At 64.3% G+C, this 18,873-nt stretch carries 18 protein-coding genes and 1 pseudogene; 13 read left to right on the forward strand and 6 right to left on the reverse strand.

The window, feature by feature from the left end; all coding sequences use genetic code 11:
• Positions 1-538 (reverse strand): annotated as a pseudogene (locus UU7_RS14305) (M4 family metallopeptidase); the annotation flags it as partial.
• Between the two features lie 477 nt (positions 539-1,015).
• Positions 1,016-1,573 carry a putative Fe-S cluster assembly protein SufT gene (gene sufT / locus UU7_RS14310; protein ID WP_007809473.1) on the reverse strand — a complete coding sequence of 186 codons (558 nt, stop codon included), beginning with the start codon at positions 1,571-1,573 and terminating at the stop codon, positions 1,016-1,018.
• 212 nt (positions 1,574-1,785) lie between these two features.
• Here sufT and UU7_RS14315 point away from each other — a divergent pair, with 212 nt between their 5' ends.
• Positions 1,786-2,214 (forward strand): hypothetical protein, encoded by a 429-nt coding sequence (locus tag UU7_RS14315; RefSeq protein WP_007809475.1) that lies wholly within the window; start codon positions 1,786-1,788, stop codon positions 2,212-2,214.
• A gap of 24 nt (positions 2,215-2,238) precedes the next feature.
• Here the strand turns inward: UU7_RS14315 and UU7_RS14320 are convergent, their stop codons facing one another.
• Both UU7_RS14320 and UU7_RS14325 read right to left on the reverse strand, forming a co-directional pair.
• A complete protein-coding gene (locus tag UU7_RS14320) occupies positions 2,239-3,711 on the reverse strand; it encodes an NAD(P)(+) transhydrogenase (Re/Si-specific) subunit beta (protein WP_007809477.1) in 1,473 nt (490 codons plus the stop codon).
• Complete coding sequence (locus UU7_RS14325) at positions 3,711-4,016, reverse strand: NAD(P) transhydrogenase subunit alpha part 2 (protein ID WP_007809479.1); 306 nt, start codon at positions 4,014-4,016, stop codon at positions 3,711-3,713. Before UU7_RS14325 ends, UU7_RS14320 begins: the two co-directional genes overlap by 1 nt.
• 138 nt (positions 4,017-4,154) lie before the next feature.
• Here UU7_RS14325 and UU7_RS14330 point away from each other — a divergent pair, with 138 nt between their 5' ends.
• From UU7_RS14330 to UU7_RS14340, 3 genes are read left to right on the forward strand one after another with little or no spacing between them, the layout of a single operon-like run.
• Positions 4,155-4,739 carry an RNA polymerase sigma factor gene (locus UU7_RS14330; protein ID WP_007809481.1) on the forward strand — a complete coding sequence of 195 codons (585 nt, stop codon included), beginning with the start codon at positions 4,155-4,157 and terminating at the stop codon, positions 4,737-4,739.
• On the forward strand, positions 4,736-5,146 hold the full coding sequence (locus UU7_RS14335; RefSeq protein WP_007809483.1) for a hypothetical protein: 411 nt from the start codon (positions 4,736-4,738) through the stop codon (positions 5,144-5,146). The genes UU7_RS14330 and UU7_RS14335 overlap by 4 nt, the downstream gene beginning before the upstream one ends.
• Before the next feature lie 3 nt (positions 5,147-5,149).
• Positions 5,150-5,722, forward strand: a complete 573-nt coding sequence (locus UU7_RS14340) for a DUF3106 domain-containing protein (RefSeq protein ID WP_007809485.1) — start codon at positions 5,150-5,152, stop codon at positions 5,720-5,722.
• A gap of 209 nt (positions 5,723-5,931) precedes the next feature.
• On the opposite strand, the gene UU7_RS14345 is transcribed toward UU7_RS14340, so the two are convergent.
• Positions 5,932-7,032, reverse strand: coding sequence for an NAD(P) transhydrogenase subunit alpha (locus UU7_RS14345; RefSeq protein ID WP_007809487.1), 1,101 nt, complete (start codon positions 7,030-7,032; stop codon positions 5,932-5,934).
• A 132-nt stretch (positions 7,033-7,164) separates the two neighbouring features.
• Between UU7_RS14345 and cdd the strand changes: the two genes are divergently transcribed.
• From cdd to UU7_RS14360, 3 genes are read left to right on the forward strand one after another with little or no spacing between them, the layout of a single operon-like run.
• On the forward strand, positions 7,165-7,596 hold the full coding sequence (cdd, locus tag UU7_RS14350) for a cytidine deaminase (protein ID WP_007809488.1): 432 nt from the start codon (positions 7,165-7,167) through the stop codon (positions 7,594-7,596).
• Between the two features lie 22 nt (positions 7,597-7,618).
• Positions 7,619-8,188: a nitroreductase family protein gene (locus UU7_RS14355; RefSeq protein WP_007809490.1), complete on the forward strand. Its 570-nt coding sequence runs from the start codon at positions 7,619-7,621 to the stop codon at positions 8,186-8,188.
• Positions 8,185-9,090: a 5'-3' exonuclease gene (locus UU7_RS14360; RefSeq protein WP_007809491.1), complete on the forward strand. Its 906-nt coding sequence runs from the start codon at positions 8,185-8,187 to the stop codon at positions 9,088-9,090. The genes UU7_RS14355 and UU7_RS14360 overlap by 4 nt, the downstream gene beginning before the upstream one ends.
• A gap of 248 nt (positions 9,091-9,338) precedes the next feature.
• Here UU7_RS14360 and UU7_RS14365 read toward each other — a convergent pair whose 3' ends face one another.
• Complete coding sequence (locus UU7_RS14365; protein ID WP_007809493.1) at positions 9,339-11,468, reverse strand: S9 family peptidase; 2,130 nt, start codon at positions 11,466-11,468, stop codon at positions 9,339-9,341.
• 292 nt (positions 11,469-11,760) lie between these two features.
• On the opposite strand from UU7_RS14365, the gene UU7_RS17455 reads away from it, so the two are divergent.
• The 6 genes from UU7_RS17455 to UU7_RS14400 all read left to right on the forward strand — a co-directional run bounded on the left by UU7_RS17455 (position 11,761) and on the right by UU7_RS14400 (position 18,732).
• The gene (locus UU7_RS17455) at positions 11,761-12,177 is read left to right on the forward strand and encodes a helix-turn-helix domain-containing protein (protein ID WP_238530958.1); all 417 of its coding nucleotides are present in this window, start codon (positions 11,761-11,763) and stop codon (positions 12,175-12,177) included.
• Complete coding sequence (locus tag UU7_RS14380; RefSeq protein ID WP_007809497.1) at positions 12,170-12,739, forward strand: nucleotidyl transferase AbiEii/AbiGii toxin family protein; 570 nt, start codon at positions 12,170-12,172, stop codon at positions 12,737-12,739. Before UU7_RS17455 ends, UU7_RS14380 begins: the two co-directional genes overlap by 8 nt.
• Positions 12,740-13,168: 429 nt before the next feature.
• The gene (locus tag UU7_RS14385) at positions 13,169-15,220 is read left to right on the forward strand and encodes an acyltransferase family protein (protein ID WP_007809499.1); all 2,052 of its coding nucleotides are present in this window, start codon (positions 13,169-13,171) and stop codon (positions 15,218-15,220) included.
• 149 nt (positions 15,221-15,369) lie between these two features.
• Positions 15,370-15,795, forward strand: a complete 426-nt coding sequence (locus UU7_RS14390; protein WP_007809501.1) for a pilin — start codon at positions 15,370-15,372, stop codon at positions 15,793-15,795.
• A gap of 406 nt (positions 15,796-16,201) precedes the next feature.
• Complete coding sequence (locus tag UU7_RS14395; protein ID WP_007809503.1) at positions 16,202-16,636, forward strand: pilin; 435 nt, start codon at positions 16,202-16,204, stop codon at positions 16,634-16,636.
• Between the two features lie 104 nt (positions 16,637-16,740).
• On the forward strand, positions 16,741-18,732 hold the full coding sequence (locus UU7_RS14400; protein WP_007809505.1) for a tetratricopeptide repeat protein: 1,992 nt from the start codon (positions 16,741-16,743) through the stop codon (positions 18,730-18,732).
• Positions 18,733-18,873 lie beyond the last annotated feature (141 nt).

An 18,873-nucleotide genomic window follows, 5' to 3' on the forward strand; every position in this document is an offset into this window, starting at 1 on the left:
TGATCGCGGTCGGACGCGACGGGTTCGCGCCGTTGACGAAATACGACACGCGGTAGACCAGGCGAGCGGAACCATTGTCCTGCGGATACACGAACAGGTCGGTCTTCTGGTTGCTGATGGTGGCGCCACCGACCAGGGTGGTGTGCGCATGCGCCCGGAGCGCGGAGATCGCGCGTGCAGCGCTGAGCTTGGGCAGCACCGAGGTCAACCCCAGCGAAGCACCCTGCATCAGTTCACCCGAGGCGCGCAGGGCATTGCCCTGGGCGTCCTGAACCACGGCGATGCTGCGGCCGTAGACCGGCACGCCACGATACATCTGCTGCTGGCGCACGACCTTGTGACCATTGGCGATGCTGACGGCACTGCGTGGCGCCAGCGACATGTCCTGACCGAGGTTGAGCTGCGCGGCCAGCGAGCTCGCCGGCACTGCACCGAGGTTCTGTGCATGCAGGGTCTTGGTGGTGGCGGCGGTGGCGACCGAGGCAGTGGCCATGCCGATCGCGGCGACCAGCAATTTCAGGCGGTAATGATTGGGCATTGAATGAACTCCTAGACAATGACGGGGACAGGCGAGCCCGATGTGGCCACGAGGCCCCATGCAAGATTTGCCGTGCGAGGCACGACCCCTTCTTCAAGTTCTGTCTAGCGATCCCAAACTACATCCGTATCGCCTGCCCTCCCCCTGACATTCCATTGTGCAGGCAGTGCGGGGATGCGTAACTGCAAGACGGCGATCACGCCGCCAAAGGACCATCCGTCAACCTCCCCGAAGACGGATCGCTTTACCATAAGCTTCGACGCAAGCCGGAACAACCCGACTTTTTCCTACTTCGAGTGATCGATATCACAGCCGCGGCTCTCATCACGAAGACAGGCAAAAAGCGCGAAATCATCGTGAAGATGACGTGCACGAGCGCGCGCCAGCGCTGAGCGATGACGGTGCACGATCATGGGGTGCCGATGATCGGCAGGGACGCTCGCGTGCGCGGCTCAGCCCGAACCGCACCGATGAAACTCAGAGCATGCCGGTTTCGAGTTTCGCCGCGTCGGACATCATCGAATGCGACCACGGCGGATCGAACACCAGATCCACCTCGGCCTCGCTGATCGTGGGAATCATCTCCAGCTTGGTGCGCGCATCGTCGACCAGGATGTCGCCCATGCCGCAGCCGGGGGCGGTCAGCGTGAGCTTCACGTAGACCTTGCGTTCGCCGGATTCGATCTGCTCCAGGCTGAGGTCGTAGACCAGGCCCAGCTCGACCACGTTCACCGGGATTTCCGGATCGAACACGGTACGCAACTGCTCCCAGGCGAGCTTCTCCACATCCTCGTTGGTGGCGTTCGCCGGCACCTGGATCGGTTCGGGTCGCGGCTTGCCCAGCGCGTCGGCGTCGTCGCCGGCAATGCGGAACAGGTTGCCTTCCACGTAGACGGTGAAGCTGCCACCCAGCGCCTGGGTGATGTAGCCGATCTGGCCCGCGGGAAGCGTCACCTGCTCGCCCTGCGGCACCATCACGGCATTGCAGTCGCGCACCAGGGTGAACGGTTCGCTGCTCAGACTGAAACCACTCATGCCAACGCCAATCCTGTTTCGATGGGCGCGCACGTGCGTCGAACCCGGGTTGCCTATTATGCCGGCCACCGCGTGCGGCCGCTTGTCCCAGATCAGGCCTCGGCGGCCGAACTCAAGGGCCTGCGAGGGCCCGTGGCCCGGCGGCACGCTATGATGGCCGCTTTGCCCGATGGACGACGCATGCTTCCCGCCCCACTGAACCGCCACCACCGATGAGCACGCGCGTCGCCTTGCTGTATGCCTTTTCGCTGTTCAGCGCGGCCATGCTGGGACTGGCCGGCGGCGCGGTATGGATGGTCGTCTCGATGTATCTGCGCCATTCCGCGCCATGGCTGGCCCTGCCCATCGGCGGCCTGCTGGCGTTGACCATCCGCACCTGCGTGCGCCCGGCGGGCACCGGCGCAGCGCTGCTGGCCGCCGCCGCGACCCTGCTGGCCGCGCTTTACGTGAACGTGCTGATCGCCGGCGTGCTGATCGCGGGCAACATGGGGCTGGGCCTGATCGAGGCGATGCGCACCGCCGGCGTCGGCATGCTGTGGCAACTGGCGCGCATGGCCTTGTCACCCGCCGATTTCGCCTGGACCGGCCTGGGCATGCTGGTGGCAGCATGGCTGGCCTGGTGGCGACGTCGCCGGGGCTGAGAGCAACAGCGCCCGGACTGCTTCTCAGCCGTCCACGTCCTTCAGCGCCGTCACCAGTTCGCCCACCGCTGCCTGGCCGTCGCCGTACAGCATGCGGGTGTTGTCGGCGTAGAACAGGGCGTTCTCGATGCCGGCGAAGCCGGTGCCCCTGCCGCGCTTGATCACGATCACCTGCTTGGCGTTGCTCACGTCGAGAATCGGCATGCCGTAGATCGGCGAGGCCGGGTCGGTCTTGGCCAGCGGGTTGACCACGTCGTTGGCGCCGATCACCAGCGCCACGTCGGTGGTGGCGAACTCGGGGTTGATGTCGTCCATGTCGGCGATCAGGTCGTACGGTACGCCGGCCTCGGCCAGCAGCACGTTCATGTGGCCGGGCATGCGGCCGGCCACCGGGTGGATCGCGAACTTCACCTTCACCCCGCGCTTGATCAGCAGCTGGGCGAACTCCCACACCTTGTGCTGCGCCTGGGCCACGGCCAGGCCGTAGCCGGGCACGATCACCACGCGTTCGGCGTAGGCCATCATCACCGCCGCGTCGGCGCCGTCGATGGGTTTCTGCGCGCCAGTGATCGCCTGCGCCTCGCCGCCGGCCGCCCCGAAACTGCCGAACAGCACGTTGCCGATCGAGCGGTTCATCGCCTTGGCCATCAGTTGGGTCAGCAAGGTGCCGGCCGCGCCGACCACCATGCCGGCAATGATCATCGCCTCGTTGCCCAGCACGAAGCCCTCGAACGACACCGCCAGGCCGGTGAACGCGTTGTACAGCGAGATCACCACCGGCATGTCGGCGCCGCCGATCGGTAGCGTCATCATCAGGCCGAACAGCAGCGCCAGCGCGAAGAACACCAGGATCAGCGGCAGGCTGGCCTGACCCAGCACCAGCATGAAACCCGCCACGACGGCAGCGGCCAGCAACAACATGTTCACCGCGCGCTGGCCGGCGAACACGAAGCGCCTGTCCATCCAGCCCTGCAACTTGGCGAACGCCACCAGCGAGCCGGAAAAACTCACCGCGCCGATCAGCGCGCCGAGCACGCCCAGGGTCAGTTCGACCGGCGAGAGTGCCGGCGGCAACGCATTCACCGCCCACGCTTCCGGACGCAGCGGCGAGGTGTCCGGCACCGCATGCAGCATGCCCAGGCCGCGCGCGTAGCCGATCAGCTCGACCGCGCCGATCGCCGCTGCCGCGCCGCCACCCATGCCGTTGTACAGCGCCACCATCTGCGGCATCGCGGTCATCGCCACGCGGCGACCGGTCCACCAGGCGGCGCTCACGCCGATCAGCACCGCGGCGACGATCAGCCCGCGGTTGTGCATGTCGGGCAGGAAGAAGGTGGCCAGCACCGCCAGCAACATGCCGTAGCCGGCCCAGACGATGCCGCCGCGCGCGGTGCGCGGCGAGCTCATGCGTTTCAGGCCCAGGATGAACAGCAGCGCCGCGATGAAATAGCAGGCCTTGATGGCGCCATGCCCGATAAAATCCGGCAGCCAGTTCATCACTTGGCCTCCTTGCCGGCGCCCGGCTTGCTGGACTTGAACATCTCCAGCATCCGTTCGGTCACCACGTAGCCGCCGGCGGCGTTGCCGGCGCCCAGCAGCACGCCGATGAAGCCGATGGCGATCTCGAACGGGGTGTCGGCCCGGCCTAGCGCGATCATGGCGCCAACCAGCACAATGCCATGCACGAAGTTCGAGCCGGACATCAGCGGGGTATGCAGGATCACCGGCACCCGCGCGATGATTTCATAACCGGTAAACGCGGCCAGCATGAAGATGTACAGCGCCAGGAACCCGTCGATCATGACCCCACCCCGTCGGAACACCGTTGAGCCTGCATCATACGGGTGCCGGTCAACCCGTGCGAGCCTGCCGCGTTGAACTCCGGGAGCACACCGCCGGAGCCCGCAGATGATCCAATCGAAGACGGGGACGCGGTCGCCGTGAACAGCGCGATCGGCACCCTCGACGCGGATCTGCTGAGCGAGGTCCGCGAAACACCCGCCACCCTGGATGCGTTCCTGGCCCAGGTCGAACGGCGTGCGTTCCGCATGGCCGAACTGCAGCTGCGCCATCGCGAGGACGCGATGGACGCGGTGCAGGACGCCATGCTGCGGCTGGTCAGGCACTACCGCGACAAGCCCGCGACGGAATGGGCGCCGCTGTTCTGGGGCATCCTGCGCCGGCGCGTGGTGGACCTGCAGCGGCGCCGCAAGGTGCGCTCGATCGTGGTCGGCTGGCTGGGTGGCGGCCGCGATGGCGACGGCGACGAACTGCCCGTGTGGGAGCCCGCCGATCCCGGCCAGGACCCGCTGGGCCGGCTGCACGACGTGCAGTCGTACGCCGACCTGGCCGCCGCGGTGCGGCAACTGCCGCAACGCCAGCGCGAAGCTTTCATGTTGCGCATGCTGGAAGGACTCGACGTGGCCGAAACCGCCCGTGCCATGGGCTGCTCCGAAGGCAGCGTGAAAACCCATCTGTCGCGCGCCATGCATCATCTGCGCGACCAACTGGAGGACTGGCGATGACTTCGCTGGACAAAGGCAGGCCGGACGACAACCGGCCCGGCGAAAACCTGGAGCAGCGTGCACGCGAGCTCTGGCACGAGGCCGCGCAGCATATCGACCCGGTCACCGCCGGGCGGTTGCGTGCAGCCCGACGCGAGGCACTGCGGGCACCTGCCGCATCGGTGCAGCGCACGGTGCGCTGGCTGATCCCCTCCGGCGCGTTCGCCGTGATCGCGCTGGCGGCGCTGATGGTGTGGCAACCGCTGCCGCACCAACACACGCAGGCGGCCATCCATCCGGCGAACACCCTCGACGATGCCGACGCGGATCTGCCGCCGGATGCCGACAAGACCGACCCCAACCTCTACCAGAACCTGGAGTTCTACGACTGGCTGGCCAGCACCGACAGCCCGTCCACGAAACGCTGAGCCATGAATCGAATCCTTCGCCCGATCCTGCTCCTGTTGCTCGCCACCCTGCTCGGCGGCGTGGCGGTGGCGCCACTGCACGCACAGGATGCGCCACCACCGTCGCGCGACGCGGCCGTGCCGCCGGTGCGTCCGTGGAGCAGCCTCGACCCGGCCCAGCGCGAAGTGCTGGCGCCGCTGAAAAATGACTGGGACGGCATGTCGCCGCGCAAGCAGGCGCGGATGCTTCATCGGGCCGAACACTGGGTCACCCTGCCGCCGGAAAAGCGCGAGGAAGTCCGCCAGCACATCGCCCGCTGGCAACAGATGACGCCTGCCGAACGCAGGCAGGCGCGTGAGAACATGCGCAAGTTCCACCAGATGCCCGAGCAGCAGCGCGAACAGCTGCACACCACCTTCGAACGCTTCCAGAAACTGCCGCCGGCGCAGCGCGAGGAATTGCTTCGACGCTGGCGGGAGCTGCCACCGGACCAGCGCCGCTGGCACGGCCCGCGCAGCGGACGCGACCGTCCGCCTCCGCCGTCACCCGGTGACCAGCCGCCCCCGCCACCGCCCGGCCAGAACAGCCAGATCTAAGAGGGGTTGTGAGTTTTTCAACCTCTCAGGTCGGCCATGGCGAGGGCATGGGTGCCCGAGTTGAGGCAACGCAGGAGCAGTTGCCCGACGGCCGGGCATGAAACAGTCATGCAAGTGACTGTTTCATGTGAACGAGCCCGGGCGTGTACCGGGCTCGCGATAGAAGAAAACCACAGGAAATGGTCTTCTTCACAGACTCTCAGCCACGCTCAGCCGGCGAAGCGCGTCTCGCCGGCGTGGCTCAGGCAGCTTTTCGCCACCAGTTCGTCGTCGAAGTCCGGCTTCAGCGCAGCTTCGTGCACCAGCAGCTCGACGAAGTTGAACACGTTGCGGGCGTACATTTCCGAGGCGTGCAGCGGCGCACCCGCCGGCAGGTTCAGCGGCCCCAGGATCACCACGCCGCCATGCTCGACCCGCTCGCCCGGCCGGGTCAGCTCGCAATTGCCGCCGCCCTCGGCGGCAAGATCCACGATCAGCGCCCCCGGCTTCATGCCTTCGACCATCGCGCTGGTGAGGATCTTCGGCGCCGGCCGTCCCGGCACCGCCGCGGTGCTGACCACCACGTCGAACACCTTCAGGTGATCGGCCAGCGCCTGCTGCTGCGCCGCGCGTTCCTCGGCGGACAGCTCCCGCGCGTACCCGCCGCTGCCGGCCGCGCTGACGCCCAGGTCGAGGAACTTCGCACCCAGCGACTCGACCTGCTCGCGCGTTTCCGGGCGCACGTCATAACCCTCGATCTGCGCACCCAGCCGCCGCGCGGTGGCGATCGCCTGCAGGCCGGCCACGCCGGCACCGATCACCAGCACCCTGGACGGCCGAATGGTGCCGGCCGCCGTGGTCAGCATCGGGAAGAATTTCGGCGAAGCCTCGGCGGCGATCAGCATCGCGCGGTAACCGGCCACCGCCGCCTGCGAACTCAGCACGTCCATCGCCTGGGCGCGGGTCGTGCGCGGCAGCAACTCCAGCGAGAACGCGGTGAGCTTGCGCGCATTCAGCGCCGCGATCCGCCCGGCCGCACCGTAGGGACGCAACTGGCCGACCACCACGCTGCCCTCGCGCATCCCGGCAAACACCGCATCGTCCGGTGGCAGCACGCAGGCCAGCAGGTCGGCCTGGCCGAGCACCGTCGTGGCATCGGCAAACTCGACGTCCGCATAGCTGGCGTCGGGAAAACCGGCTGCGCGCCCGGCGTCGCGTTCGAGCAATACGCGCAGGCCCTTGCCGCGCAGCTTCTTTGCCATCTCCGGCGTGATCGCCACGCGACGTTCGCCAGTGGCGGTCTCGCGCAATGCGGCTACGGTGATCCCCATGGTGCAGCCCCTCGACAATGGTCGGGCCATCTTAAGGCATGGAGAGCCTTTGATCCGGGCCGGCCCGAAAGAGTAAGCTGATCCGCCGGCCAACGCGGTTCGTCCGTCCCGGGGTCATCACCGGAGATCCCGATGCCCGCAACACCCGCCGCTTTCGATCCCTCCTCGCTCCATGACCTGATGTCGCTGGCACGCAGGGCGCGCGAACTGGCCTACGCACCGTATTCCCGCTTCCAGGTCGGCGCAGCCGTGCTGACCCGCGACGGTCGGCAATTCAGCGGCTGCAACGTCGAAAACGCGGCCTACGGCTTGTGCAACTGTGCCGAGAGAACCGCCCTGTTCAGCGCGATCGCAGCCGGTTGCCGGCGCGGCGACTTCGTGGCGCTGGCGGTGATCGCCGATACCCCGGACCCGGTCAGTCCCTGCGGCGCCTGCCGTCAGGTGATGTCCGAGCTGTGCCACGACGCCATGCCGGTATTGTTGGGCAACCTGCACGGCGACACCGAGCAGACCAGCGTGGCTGCGCTGCTGCCGGGCTCGTTCCAGTTGCCGATGCCGGCCTGATTCCCCTCACCGAAGCCTTTCCATGCCCTTCGATCTTTCCTTGCTGCAGCAACGCCACTCCGTTCCCTCGCGCCAGCTCGGCGAACCCGCGCCGGACGAGGCCACCCTGCACGAGCTGCTGGAGGCCGCCATCCGGGTGCCCGACCACGGCAAGCTGGTGCCGTTCCGGCTGATTCGCCTGCAGGGCGAGGCCAAGCTGGTCTTCGGCCGGCGCGTGGCGGAAATCGCGCAGAAGAACCAACCCGAGATGTCCGACGCCAAGCTGGAGAAGGATCGCCTGCGCTACACCTTCGCGCCCCTGGTGATCGCGGTGATCGCCCGCCTGGACGCCCTCAGCAAGGTGCCGGAAATCGAGCAGAAACTGTCCGCCGGCACGGTCGCCCACAACATCCTGCTGGGCGCCTTCGCGCTGGGCTACGGCGCCCAGTGGCTCACCGGCTGGGCCGCCTACGACCGCGAAGTGGCAGCGCTGCTTGGCCTGGCCGACAACGAGCAGGTGATCGGCTTCGTCCACCTGGGCACGCCACAAACCGACGTCCCCGATCGCGATCGCCCGGCGCTGGGCGACCTGCTCAGCAGCTGGACCCCGTGAACGCCACCGAAAATGGCCGTCCAGCCGTCCATCTGGTCGATGGAAGCCTGTACGTGTTCCGTGCCTGGAACTCGATGCCGGACGAGTTCCACGACGTCGACGGCCACCCGGTCAATGCCGTGCATGGCTACACCCGTTTCCTGTGCGAGCTGCTCGAACGCGTGCAGCCCGAACACATCGCGGTGGCCTTCGACGCCTCGCTGACCAGCTCGTTCCGCAACGCGATCTATCCGCCGTACAAGGCCAACCGCGAGCTGCCGCCGCCCGATCTCGAGCGGCAGTTCGTGCAGTGCCGCGCGATCACCGAAGCGCTGGGCCTGTGCCTGATGATCGACCACAGCTACGAAGCCGACGACCTGATCGGCAGCACCGTGTGGAACCTGCGCGCCCAGGGCTGGCGCAGCGTGATCGTCTCCGCCGACAAGGACTTCGGCCAGTTGCTGGGCGAGCACGACGAGCAGTGGGACTACGGCCGCGGCCTGCGCTGGGGACCGGCCGGCGTGCACGAAAGACTCGGCGTGCATCCGCACCAGGTCGCCGACTACTTGGCCCTGTGCGGCGACAGCGTGGACAACATTCCCGGCGTCCCCGGTGTCGGCGCCAAGACCGCCGCCGCCCTGCTCAGCCACTTCGGCAGCCTCGACATCCTGCTCGAGCGCATCGACGAAGTCGCCTTCCTGCGCCTGCGCGGTGCCGCCGCCTGCGCCGCCAGACTGCGCGAACACGCCGAACAGGCGCGTATCTACCGTCGCCTCACCCGCATCGCCCTGGACGCTCCCGGCGCCAGCAGCATCGAGGTCCTGCAACGCCAAAGCCGCCCGGCCGAACAACTCGAAGCCCTGTGCGAACAGCTCCGCATGGGCGCCTTCACCCGCAGCCGCCTGCGCGCATTGCTGCGCTGAAAGCCAAAGTCAAAAGCCTCACCCCCTCCCAACCTCCCCCTGCCGTGCAGGGGGAGGAGCTCAAGCCTGCCACGCCCGGCTCCGCTCCCTCCCCTGCTCGCAGGGGAGGGTCGGGGTGGGGTCGCTCTTGATCTTCCCCGCGACCCTCGGCCACCCCCTCCTGCCCCCTGCCCGCAGATGGACGGACTAGCCGAACTGAAAGAAAAACGGCGACCCGAAGGCCGCCGTTTTCATCACCACCAACCAGCTCAGTGCGAACCGGCTTTCGCTGCATCCTTCGCCGTCCACTGTTTCAGCCACGCGTTCACCGCGTCGTGCCATTGCACGCTGTTGTGCGGCTTCAGCACCCAGTGGTTCTCGTCCGGGAAGTGCAGCAGCTCGCTGGGAATGCCGCGGCGCTGCAGCGCGGTGAACGCGCCCAGGCCCTGGGTGTCGGGGATGCGGAAGTCCTTCGCCGAGTGCACCACCATCATCGGCACGCGCCAGTCCTTGACGTGGTTGACCGGGTTGAACTTCTCGTAGTTCTCGGGGTGGTCGAACGGCGTGCCGCCGTTCTCGTATTCCTCGAACCACAGCTCCTCGGTGTCGTAGTACATCGCGCGCGCATCGAACACGCCGTCGTGGTCGACCAGGCACTTCCACGGCTGGTTCCACACGCCGGCCATCCAGTACACCATGTAGCCGCCGTAGCTGGCGCCCAGCGCGCAGGCGCGGTCGCCGTCGAGGAAGCTGTACTTGTCCAGCGCGGCCTTCCAGCCCAGCTTCAGGTCCTCCAGCGGCTTGCCGCCCCAGTCGCCGGAAATCGAATCGGTGAACGCCTGGCCATAGCCGGTGGAGCCGTGGAAGTTCACCGTCACCACCGCGAAGCCCTGGCCGGCATAGGTCTGCGGGTTCCAGCGATAGCTCCAGCCGTTGCTCATCGCGCCTTGCGGGCCGCCATGGATGATGAAGGCCACCGGATAGGTCTGCCCGGCCTGGTAGTCAACCGGCTTGACCACGTAGCCCTGCACGGTTTCGTTGTTCCAGCCCTTGAAGGTGAAGAACTCCGCATCACCCATCTTCGCGTTCTTCAGGTCCGCCGCGTTGAAATGCGTGACCTGCTTCAGGTCACTGCCATCGGCGTGGGCCATGTATACATCCGCCGGCCGCTTCAGGTCGTCGCGGGTCAGCAGCAGCTTGCCGGCGGCCAGCGAGAAGCCGCTCACCGTGCCCTCGCTCACCAGTTGGCTGACCTTGCCACTGGCCGCATCGATCGCGAACAGCGGGTGCTGGCCGTTGTCGTCGGCGGTGGCGTACAAGGTCTTGCCGTCGGCGGAAACCGTCAGCCCGCCGGGCGAGCGATCCCACTGCGGATCGACCTCGTGGCGCGCTCCCGTGGCCAGATCCAGCGCCATGATCGCGAAGCGGTCCGCCTCGAAGCCCGGCTTCCTCATCGCCAGGTAGTACAGCGTCTTGCCGTCCGGCGACGCCACCGGGGAGGCATCCCACGCCTTGTTTTCAGCGGTCAGGTTCCTGGGCGCCGCCGAGCCATCCGCGGGCACGCTGTACACGTCGAAATTGGTCGACCACGGCTCGCTGGTTCCGGCGATGCGCACGTCGAAGTACACGGTCTTGCCATCGGGCGAGAAGCTGAACTCGCCCTCGTCACCGAATGGCTTGCTCGGCACGTCGCCGTCGATGCCGCGACTGAGCAGCTTCGGCTCGGCCGCCAACTGGCCCTTGCCATCGAACTGCCCCAGGAACAATTGATTGCGCCGACCATTGGCCCAGGTATCCCAATGCCGCACGAACAGCTTCTTGTAGATCGTGCCGCTGGCCTTGTCCTTGTCGCGTGCCTCGACGCGCTGCTGCGTGCACGCCAGCGTGGCGCAATCGGTGAACACTTCATACGACAGCAACACCTGCCTGCCATCCGGCGACAGCTTGTAGCCACCCAGATCCAGCGCGCCATGACTGACCTGCACTGCGGCCGCGTGCTTGACCAGGTTCAAGCCCGCGCCATCCCCCAGATCCACCCGCCACAATTGGTCGACACCCTTGGCCGGCGCCATGAAATACAGGCTGCGCCCATCCACCGCCCAGCGCGCCGAACCGCCCTTGTCGACCACCTTCACCGGCTGGCCGCCATTGCGCAGATCCAGCACATAGATCGACCCCACGCCCTTGTTCGCCGCGTAATCCGTGCTACGCAGCCCGAACGCCGCATAGCGCCCGTCCGGCGACAACTGCGGATCACCGACCCGATCCATCATCACCAGGTCGCGCACGTTGAAGGCGTGCGGGCCCTGGGATTTGGTGAAGCTGGTATCCACGACGCTCTGCGCCATCGCGGGGGTCACCGCCAGCGCCAGCAGCAATGCGGCAATCAGGGGTTTCATGGGAAGGTTCCTTGGCTGGTCGAAAGCCATGACGGTAAGCGTCAAACCGGTCTCAGACAAGCCTTGTCCAGATCGGCACGGCGGGAAGGCCCCCGCCCCAAAGCGCCCCGCGTGGGGGCGACTTCCCGTCGCGACGCTTTTCCAGCCCGAGCTTTTGCGCCTGGAGCAGCTCCCACGATAAAGCCGTGCAGACTGACTCCTGCAAGTTGGCGTGATTCCCCGACGAACCGCAATGTCATGAATTCATGACTTTTTTGGCAGGCATGCCCTACCATCCCACGACATGAAAAGCGTGGACACACCGCTGCTGCTGCTTGCGCGTCAGCTCGGCACCGCCCTGCGCGCCGAACGCAAACGGCTGGGTCTGGCCCAGGCCGAAGTGGCGCGGCACGCCAACGTTGGTCGCCAGAAGCTGATCCAGGTCGAGCAAGGCAAGCCTGGCGTCGCCCTGGCTGCTTATGCGGCGACCATGGACGCGCTGGGTCTGGTTCCCGAGGTCACGCCGGCAAAAATTCGAGTGGCCGAATATCCCCAACTCAAGCGGCTGACCTGGAACCGGCCTGGCGCAGACACCGTGGCCGAACGCGACGCACTGGCACTGTACGAACGTCACTGGGACCTGGTCGACGTGGATCACATGACCACGCACGAACGCAGCTTGCTGCAGCGGCTGATGGACAAGTACGGACAAGGAATCCTGCATGTTTGAGCGCCCGCATCACCAGAAGATTGCCCAGATCCTTCACACCATGGACGCCGACCTGCTCACGCACGCAAAGTGCTACTTCGGCGGCGGCACTGCGATCGCGCTGAAGCTGGGCGAGTATCGTGAATCGGTCGACATCAACTTCCTGTGCTCCGATCTGGTCGGCTATCGGCTTCTGCGCGAGGCGATCACGCCACCCACGCTCGGTGCGGTTCTTCGCGCGCCGATCAAGCACCTTCGTGAGGTGCGCACACAGCGGGACAATACCTCGACGTTTCTGGAGGTCGACGGAACGGCGGTCAGGGTCAAATTCGTCCTGGAAGGACGCATCGCCATCACCGGCGCCCTCGATCCGGAGCTATCCGTACCCGTGCTCTGTCGTGAAGACATGTACGCCGAAAAACTGCTCGCCAACGCCGATCGCGCGCTGGACCGCTCGCAGATGAGCCGTGACCTGATCGACCTGGCCATGAGATCCAGGCATGGGGCCCCATCCCCACGGCGCTGGAAAAGGCGGAAGGCGCCTATGGCCGGTCCATCCAGGACTATTTCGATCGCGGACTGAAGCTGCTGCGTGACGACCGTTACCGCAACGAATGCCTGAAAACCATGGCGATGGATCCGGAATTCGGCGCCGGTATCGTCGCCACGCTTACCGCGCAATCAGGCCGCCATAGTCACCCTTGAAAACAGTCTCGAAAAGCCTCGTCGGACCATCCGTGGGAGCGCACCCTGTCCACGAGGGACTTCCTTCGGTTGCGCGCGATGCGTTTCCGTCACGTGACGAAGAACTATCGCGCACAGGGTGCGCTCCTACGACAACCTAATCCGTAGGGCGGACACCGTCCGCCACCCGCGCCCCGCACCGCAACATCAAAAGCCGGCGGACAGTGTCCGCCCTACCCGCGATCACCCATCAAGCAGACGACTCCGGTGCTGTGTGTATCATCGGCGCTTTCGCGTGCCGCCGAGCACGTCCAAGGGGAAGGGAACGATGGGCGTTGACCAGCACCGGCTCGGCTATCGGGGCGATATCGAGGGCTTGCGGGCCATTGCCATATTGCTGGTGGTGGCCGCTCACGCGAAGGTTCCCTGGCTGGCTGGCGGCTTTATCGGGGTGGACATCTTCTTTGTCCTTTCCGGCTACCTCATCACCGGCGTCCTTCTGCGCGAGATGGAGCAGACGGGACATCTGCGGTTCGCCAATTTCTACGCGCGACGATTCCGCCGGTTGCTGCCCGCCTTGCTGGTGATGCTGGTGTGCACCAGCCTGTTCGCCGTTGTCGTATTGCCACCGGCAGCCCAAGGCGACCAGGCCGTCGCAGCGGCCACCGCATCGGCGTGGCTCAGCAATATCCATTTCGCATTTGCCAAGCTCGACTACTTCAGCCCCGGCGCGGCGAGCAACCTGTTCCTGCACACCTGGTCGCTGGGTGTGGAAGAGCAGTTCTACCTCGTCTGGCCAGCGCTGATGATCTGGACTTTCGGCGCATCGCGAGATGGCAGCAACCGCACCAAGCGCCTGAAGATCACCATGTTCGCCATCTCCGGAATCAGTCTGGCCTGGTGTTTCCTGCTCACCGAAACCGCTTCGCAAATGGCCTTCTACATGATGCCGTTGCGCGCATGGCAATTCGCTGCCGGAGCACTCGTCTGGCTGCACTTCGGCTCGTCCAACGATCACACAGAACGTAACGAAACACGCACGATCAATGCATGGGGCGGCTGGGCTGGCCTGGCATTGATCGCCGTGGCCGCATTGTGGTTCAACGCCAACATGCCCTACCCCGGCTGGCGTTCGCTGCTGCCAACCCTCGGAGCCGCCGCGATCATTGCCGCTGGCGCGCACGGCGCCAGCCGCGGCATGTCGCGGGTACTCAGCAGCAAACCATTGCAAGCCGTAGGCCGCGTTTCGTACTCCTGGTATCTGTGGCATTGGCCGGTACTTCTGCTGGGTGGCGCCCTGGTCGCCACGGACAGTGCGCTTTACCGAACCGCGCTGGTCGCGCTGTCGCTCCTGCTTGCCATGGCCGCCTACCGCTGGGTGGAATCGCCCATCCGCCACCAGGCCCGATGGGTGGCACGACCGGGCGTGACGATACTGGCTGCCATCGGATTCATGGCAGCAGCGAACGTGTTGTGCATCAGCTGGTACAACGCCGCATGGAACTGGCTGCATACCCCCACCCAGCAGCGCTATGCCAAAGCGCACGCCGATCTGCCAACCATCTACAAAATGGGTTGCGACGACTGGTATCAAAGCGACCAGGTGCGACCGTGTTCATTTGGCCCAAGCGACGCCAAACATACCGCCGTGCTGATGGGCGACAGCATCGGCGCACAGTGGTTTCCAGCCGTCGCCGCCGTCTTTGATCGACCGGACTGGCGGCTGCTGGTGCTGACCAAGTCGTCATGCCCGATGGTGGACGAAACCATCTTCTACCCCCGCATCGGACGCGACTACACCGAATGCACCACGTGGCGAACCCACGCCTTGCAACAGGTGGCGGCATGGCGGCCGGATATTCTCATCCTGGGCTCGGTCCAGACCTACGACCTCAGTCAAACCCAATGGCTTGAGGGCACCACACGACTGTTGCGCAGCGTCGATGACAGCGTCGGTCACACCTATATCCTGCGCGGTACGCCGCACCTGCCGTTCGATGGGCCCAACTGCCTTTCCGCGCAGAGTTGGCTCCCCCAGCTCTATGCCCGTCAGGCTCCCTGTCGCGCACCAGCCTTCAGCCAGCAGAACGATGACGTATTCCGATGGCAGCAGCAGGCCGCCGCGCGCTTTGACAACGTCACTGGGCTGGACATGAACCAGTTCGTCTGCCCCAACGGCGAATGCGCTGCCGAACGCGGCGACATGGTGGTATATCGCGACTCGCAACACCTGACCGCGAGCTTCGTGCGGTCGTTGAGCGGAGAACTGGTGCGGCAGCTTCATCTGGACGGGCCGATGGAGCATTCGGCCGGAGATCATCCGTCGCCAACGGCCAGAGCCAAAGCACATCAACCCTCGGCCGAAACCGAACGCAACTGAAGATGGTGCCGGGCGGTTTTGTGACCGCCACCACATCCCGCGTCCTCTGACCGGCAATCAGAGGGTTTCTCACCGCCGCCAGCACGCCTCGCAGCATGCTTGGTACAAAACGTGCGTGTCTCCGGGCTACTCACAGGGGAGAGTTCACCATGTTGCGCCAGCGCCATGCCGCCGGTTTCACGTTGATCGAGTTGATGATTGTGGTGGCGATCATCGCTATCCTGGCGGCCATCGCGTTGCCGCTGTACAGCGACTACGTAGCACGCTCGCAAGCCGTTGCCGCACTGGACGAAATCACCTCCGGTCGCACGGCATACGAAGAGCGCACCAATAACGGTGACAGTGATGCCACGCACTACACCACTGTCGACAATCTGGGCATGCAACAGGAAACGGAGCGATGCAGCGTCTCGGCCACCGCGCCGGTGGAAGGGGTGGGCAAGATCACCTGCCAGATCAAGGGGAATCCCGAGGTCAATACCCGGAAGATCAACTTGCTGCGCGACAGTTCAGGCAACTGGACCTGCCAGACCGACCTCGATGCACGCCAGATTCCGAAAGGATGTCATCCATAGGCGGCGCACCTTTGCCGGCTCAATTGATACCGACCTCCCAGCACCGCACAAGCCCCGCGCACGTTTTGAACCAATCAGGCACTGCGTCGCGCCAGAAACTGACGCCCTGCGTCAATTGATGACACGGCACGGCAAGCCATATTCCTGCACCAACCCGAGCGCGCGCCTCTTTAATTTCTCATTCCGGCAACGCTTGTGGAGATTCGTGACTGTGTGCACAATCAGTGAACCCACAACCATGCGGAAATATCACGGCGGTAGTGATGGCACACAAACTGCTTGAACTGCCGTGAGCTTCCTGGTCGTTCCTGACCGCGAGTAAGGGGTACCGTTCCCGCCTAGGGGGAATTCGGGACCGGGGCTCAGGGGGCATCAACGGTTAGCTAACCAAAACAGAGGAAACACCATGAAGAACATGCAGAAGGGCTTCACCCTGATCGAATTGATGATCGTGGTTGCGATCATCGCGATCCTGGCCGCGATCGCGCTGCCGCAGTACCAGAACTACGTGGCTCGTGCGCAAGCAACATCCGGCTTGGCTGACATCACCCCAGGAAAAACGGCGTTTGAAGAGAAGGTCAACAACGGTATCGTCTCGGCGGCATCCTACAGCCCCGCTGAAATCGGTCTGCAAGGGACCACCGAGCGCTGTGTTATTACCACTACGCCTGCCGACAACACCGGTGCAGGCAGTATCACGTGCACGCTGTCTGGCAACCCGAAGGTCAAGGGCGCGTCGTTGACGTGGACCCGCGATACCAACGGCGCATGGAAGTGCACTGGCGCAGATGGTACTGCCACCGGCTTCAAGGCCAAGTTTGAACCGAAGGGCTGTAACTAATAGCCACTGAAAACACTCAACTCCCAATGGAGTAGGTGTACCGAAAGAGGGGCATTGCCCCTCTTTCTTTTTGCCTTGCTTTTGCCTCAATAAGCCGGTCACTCATGAACACATCCAGCGCCAGCTCTCGACAGGGCCTTTTCCCACTGCTGTTTGCGCTGGTCGTCATTACCGCCGTCATGTGGCCAGCTCTTTCCGGCAGCTTCATCTTCGACGACTACACCATGTTTGCCGACAACAAGGTCATCCAGGGGGTGACCTGGAACTGGCAGTCATGGCACGCCGTGTGGCTTTGGGCTGAACAAAACATCCAACGCCCGCTGGCCATGTTGAGCTATTCACTCAACTACGTGTTTGGAAGCAGCACCTGGGGGTTCAAGGCCACCAACCTGGCTATCCACCTGTTCAATACTTTGTTGCTGCTCACCTTGGCCAAGCGGTTGTTGTTAGCTGGCTGGCAGCCGCGTGCAAACGATGACGTCGCTACGCACGAACGTCGCACGGCCAAATGGGCACTGCTGCTGGCTACCGCTTGGGCGATACACCCGCTACAAGTCTCCACGGTCATGTATGTCGTGCAGCGCATGGAGCTGCTTGGGTTCACATTCACGTTACTGGCCCTGCTTGCCTACTGGCGGGCTCGCCAGCGGCAAATGACCGGCCAACGCGACTGGACATGGTTGCTTGCAAGCATTGCCCTCATCGCCATGGGCTATACCGCGAAGGAAACGGCAGCGCTCACCCCCGGCTACATGCTGTTGATGGAGCTGACCGTTCTCCATTTCCGGGCGAAAAACGCAACAGTCGAAAAGATTTGGAAAATCGCATACGCCTTGGGTTGCATTGCAGCCATTGTCCTGCTGTTTTCCTACGTGCTTCCGCACTACGCACCACCTTCGTCTTTCGCCGGGCGCAATTTCAACGCATGGGAACGCACGCTGACGCAAATGCGCGTGCTGCCGATGTACATCGGTTGGTGCGTACTGCCGCTGCCGAGCCTCACCCACTTCTATTACGACAACTACGTGGTTTCCACCGGCTGGCTTCATCCAGCCAGCACCCTGGTCGGGGGACTGTTCCTGCTAGCGCTCATGGGAACAGCCTGGAAAGTACGTAAAGGTCGCCCGCTACTGGCGCTAGGCATCGCCTGGTTCTTCATGGCCAACGCCATCACCAGTGCACCGCTACCGCTGGAGCTTGTCTTTGAGCACCGCAACTATCCGGCATTGTTTGGCATCCTGCTCGCGATTACCGATCTGATATGGCTTGCCACACGGCGTGCGCACCCTCGAATGCCGGCGTTGCTGGGAGGGCTGCTGATCGTCAGCCTGGGCTTTTTCACGGTGCTGCGCTCTGCAACCTGGGGCAACCCGCTACAACTCGCGATGACATTGGTCAATGACAACCCGACATCGCCTCGCGCCAGCTACGACTTGGCCATGCGCTACATGCAGCTGTCGCGAAACGACCCCAAATCGCCCATGTACCCTCGCGCCGTAGCAGAATTCGAACACACTGCGAGCCTCCCCAGTTCATCCCCACTCGCGGAACAGGCGCTACTGTTGATGGCGGCGAGCAGCGGCTCGCCCATCAAGCAAAAATGGTGGGATGGCTTTCTTCGCAAGCTTGAAACACGCCCCATTGGTCCGCAGGAATTCATTGCGCTTAATGCACTAGCAACCAAACGGGTCAACGACAATGCCACTGCTATCGACGATCACGAATTGCAGCGTGCGTTCGAGATCATGATCCAGCGCCAGCCAAAGCGAAGTACTTGGCACGTGCAGTACGCCGATCTTGCAAGCTTGGTTCTTCATGACGGAAAACTGGCGAAACAACAATTGCTGATCGCGTTGGAACTGGAACATGACTCGCCCTCATTTGCCAAGGAACTAGGTCGGTATCTGGTCAATAACGAGCGCTACAGCGAAGCGCTCGCGGTTCTGACCAGAGTCATGGAAGTTGATCCTCCGCTGACTAAAGATCCGGAATTAAGTGATTTGAAAGCAAAGGCCGAGACAGCACTGGGACTGAAAGGCAACCACGCCCAGATAGAAGGTATTCAGTCACCCTCAGCTGTCCAAGACAAGCGTTAGCGCCGCGCCGACCACTCTTCGTCCGCCATCCGAACGTGATGCCTAGAAAGGGTCGCAGTGAATCACGATCGATCTTGATCATCGAGCGATCCACGGCAGCCATGCTTATGTGAGAGAGTCACGGGCAGGTTCCTGAATAGC

Source organism: Rhodanobacter spathiphylli B39, from assembly GCF_000264295.1.
GTDB classification, from domain to species: Bacteria; Pseudomonadota; Gammaproteobacteria; order Xanthomonadales; family Rhodanobacteraceae; genus Rhodanobacter; species Rhodanobacter spathiphylli.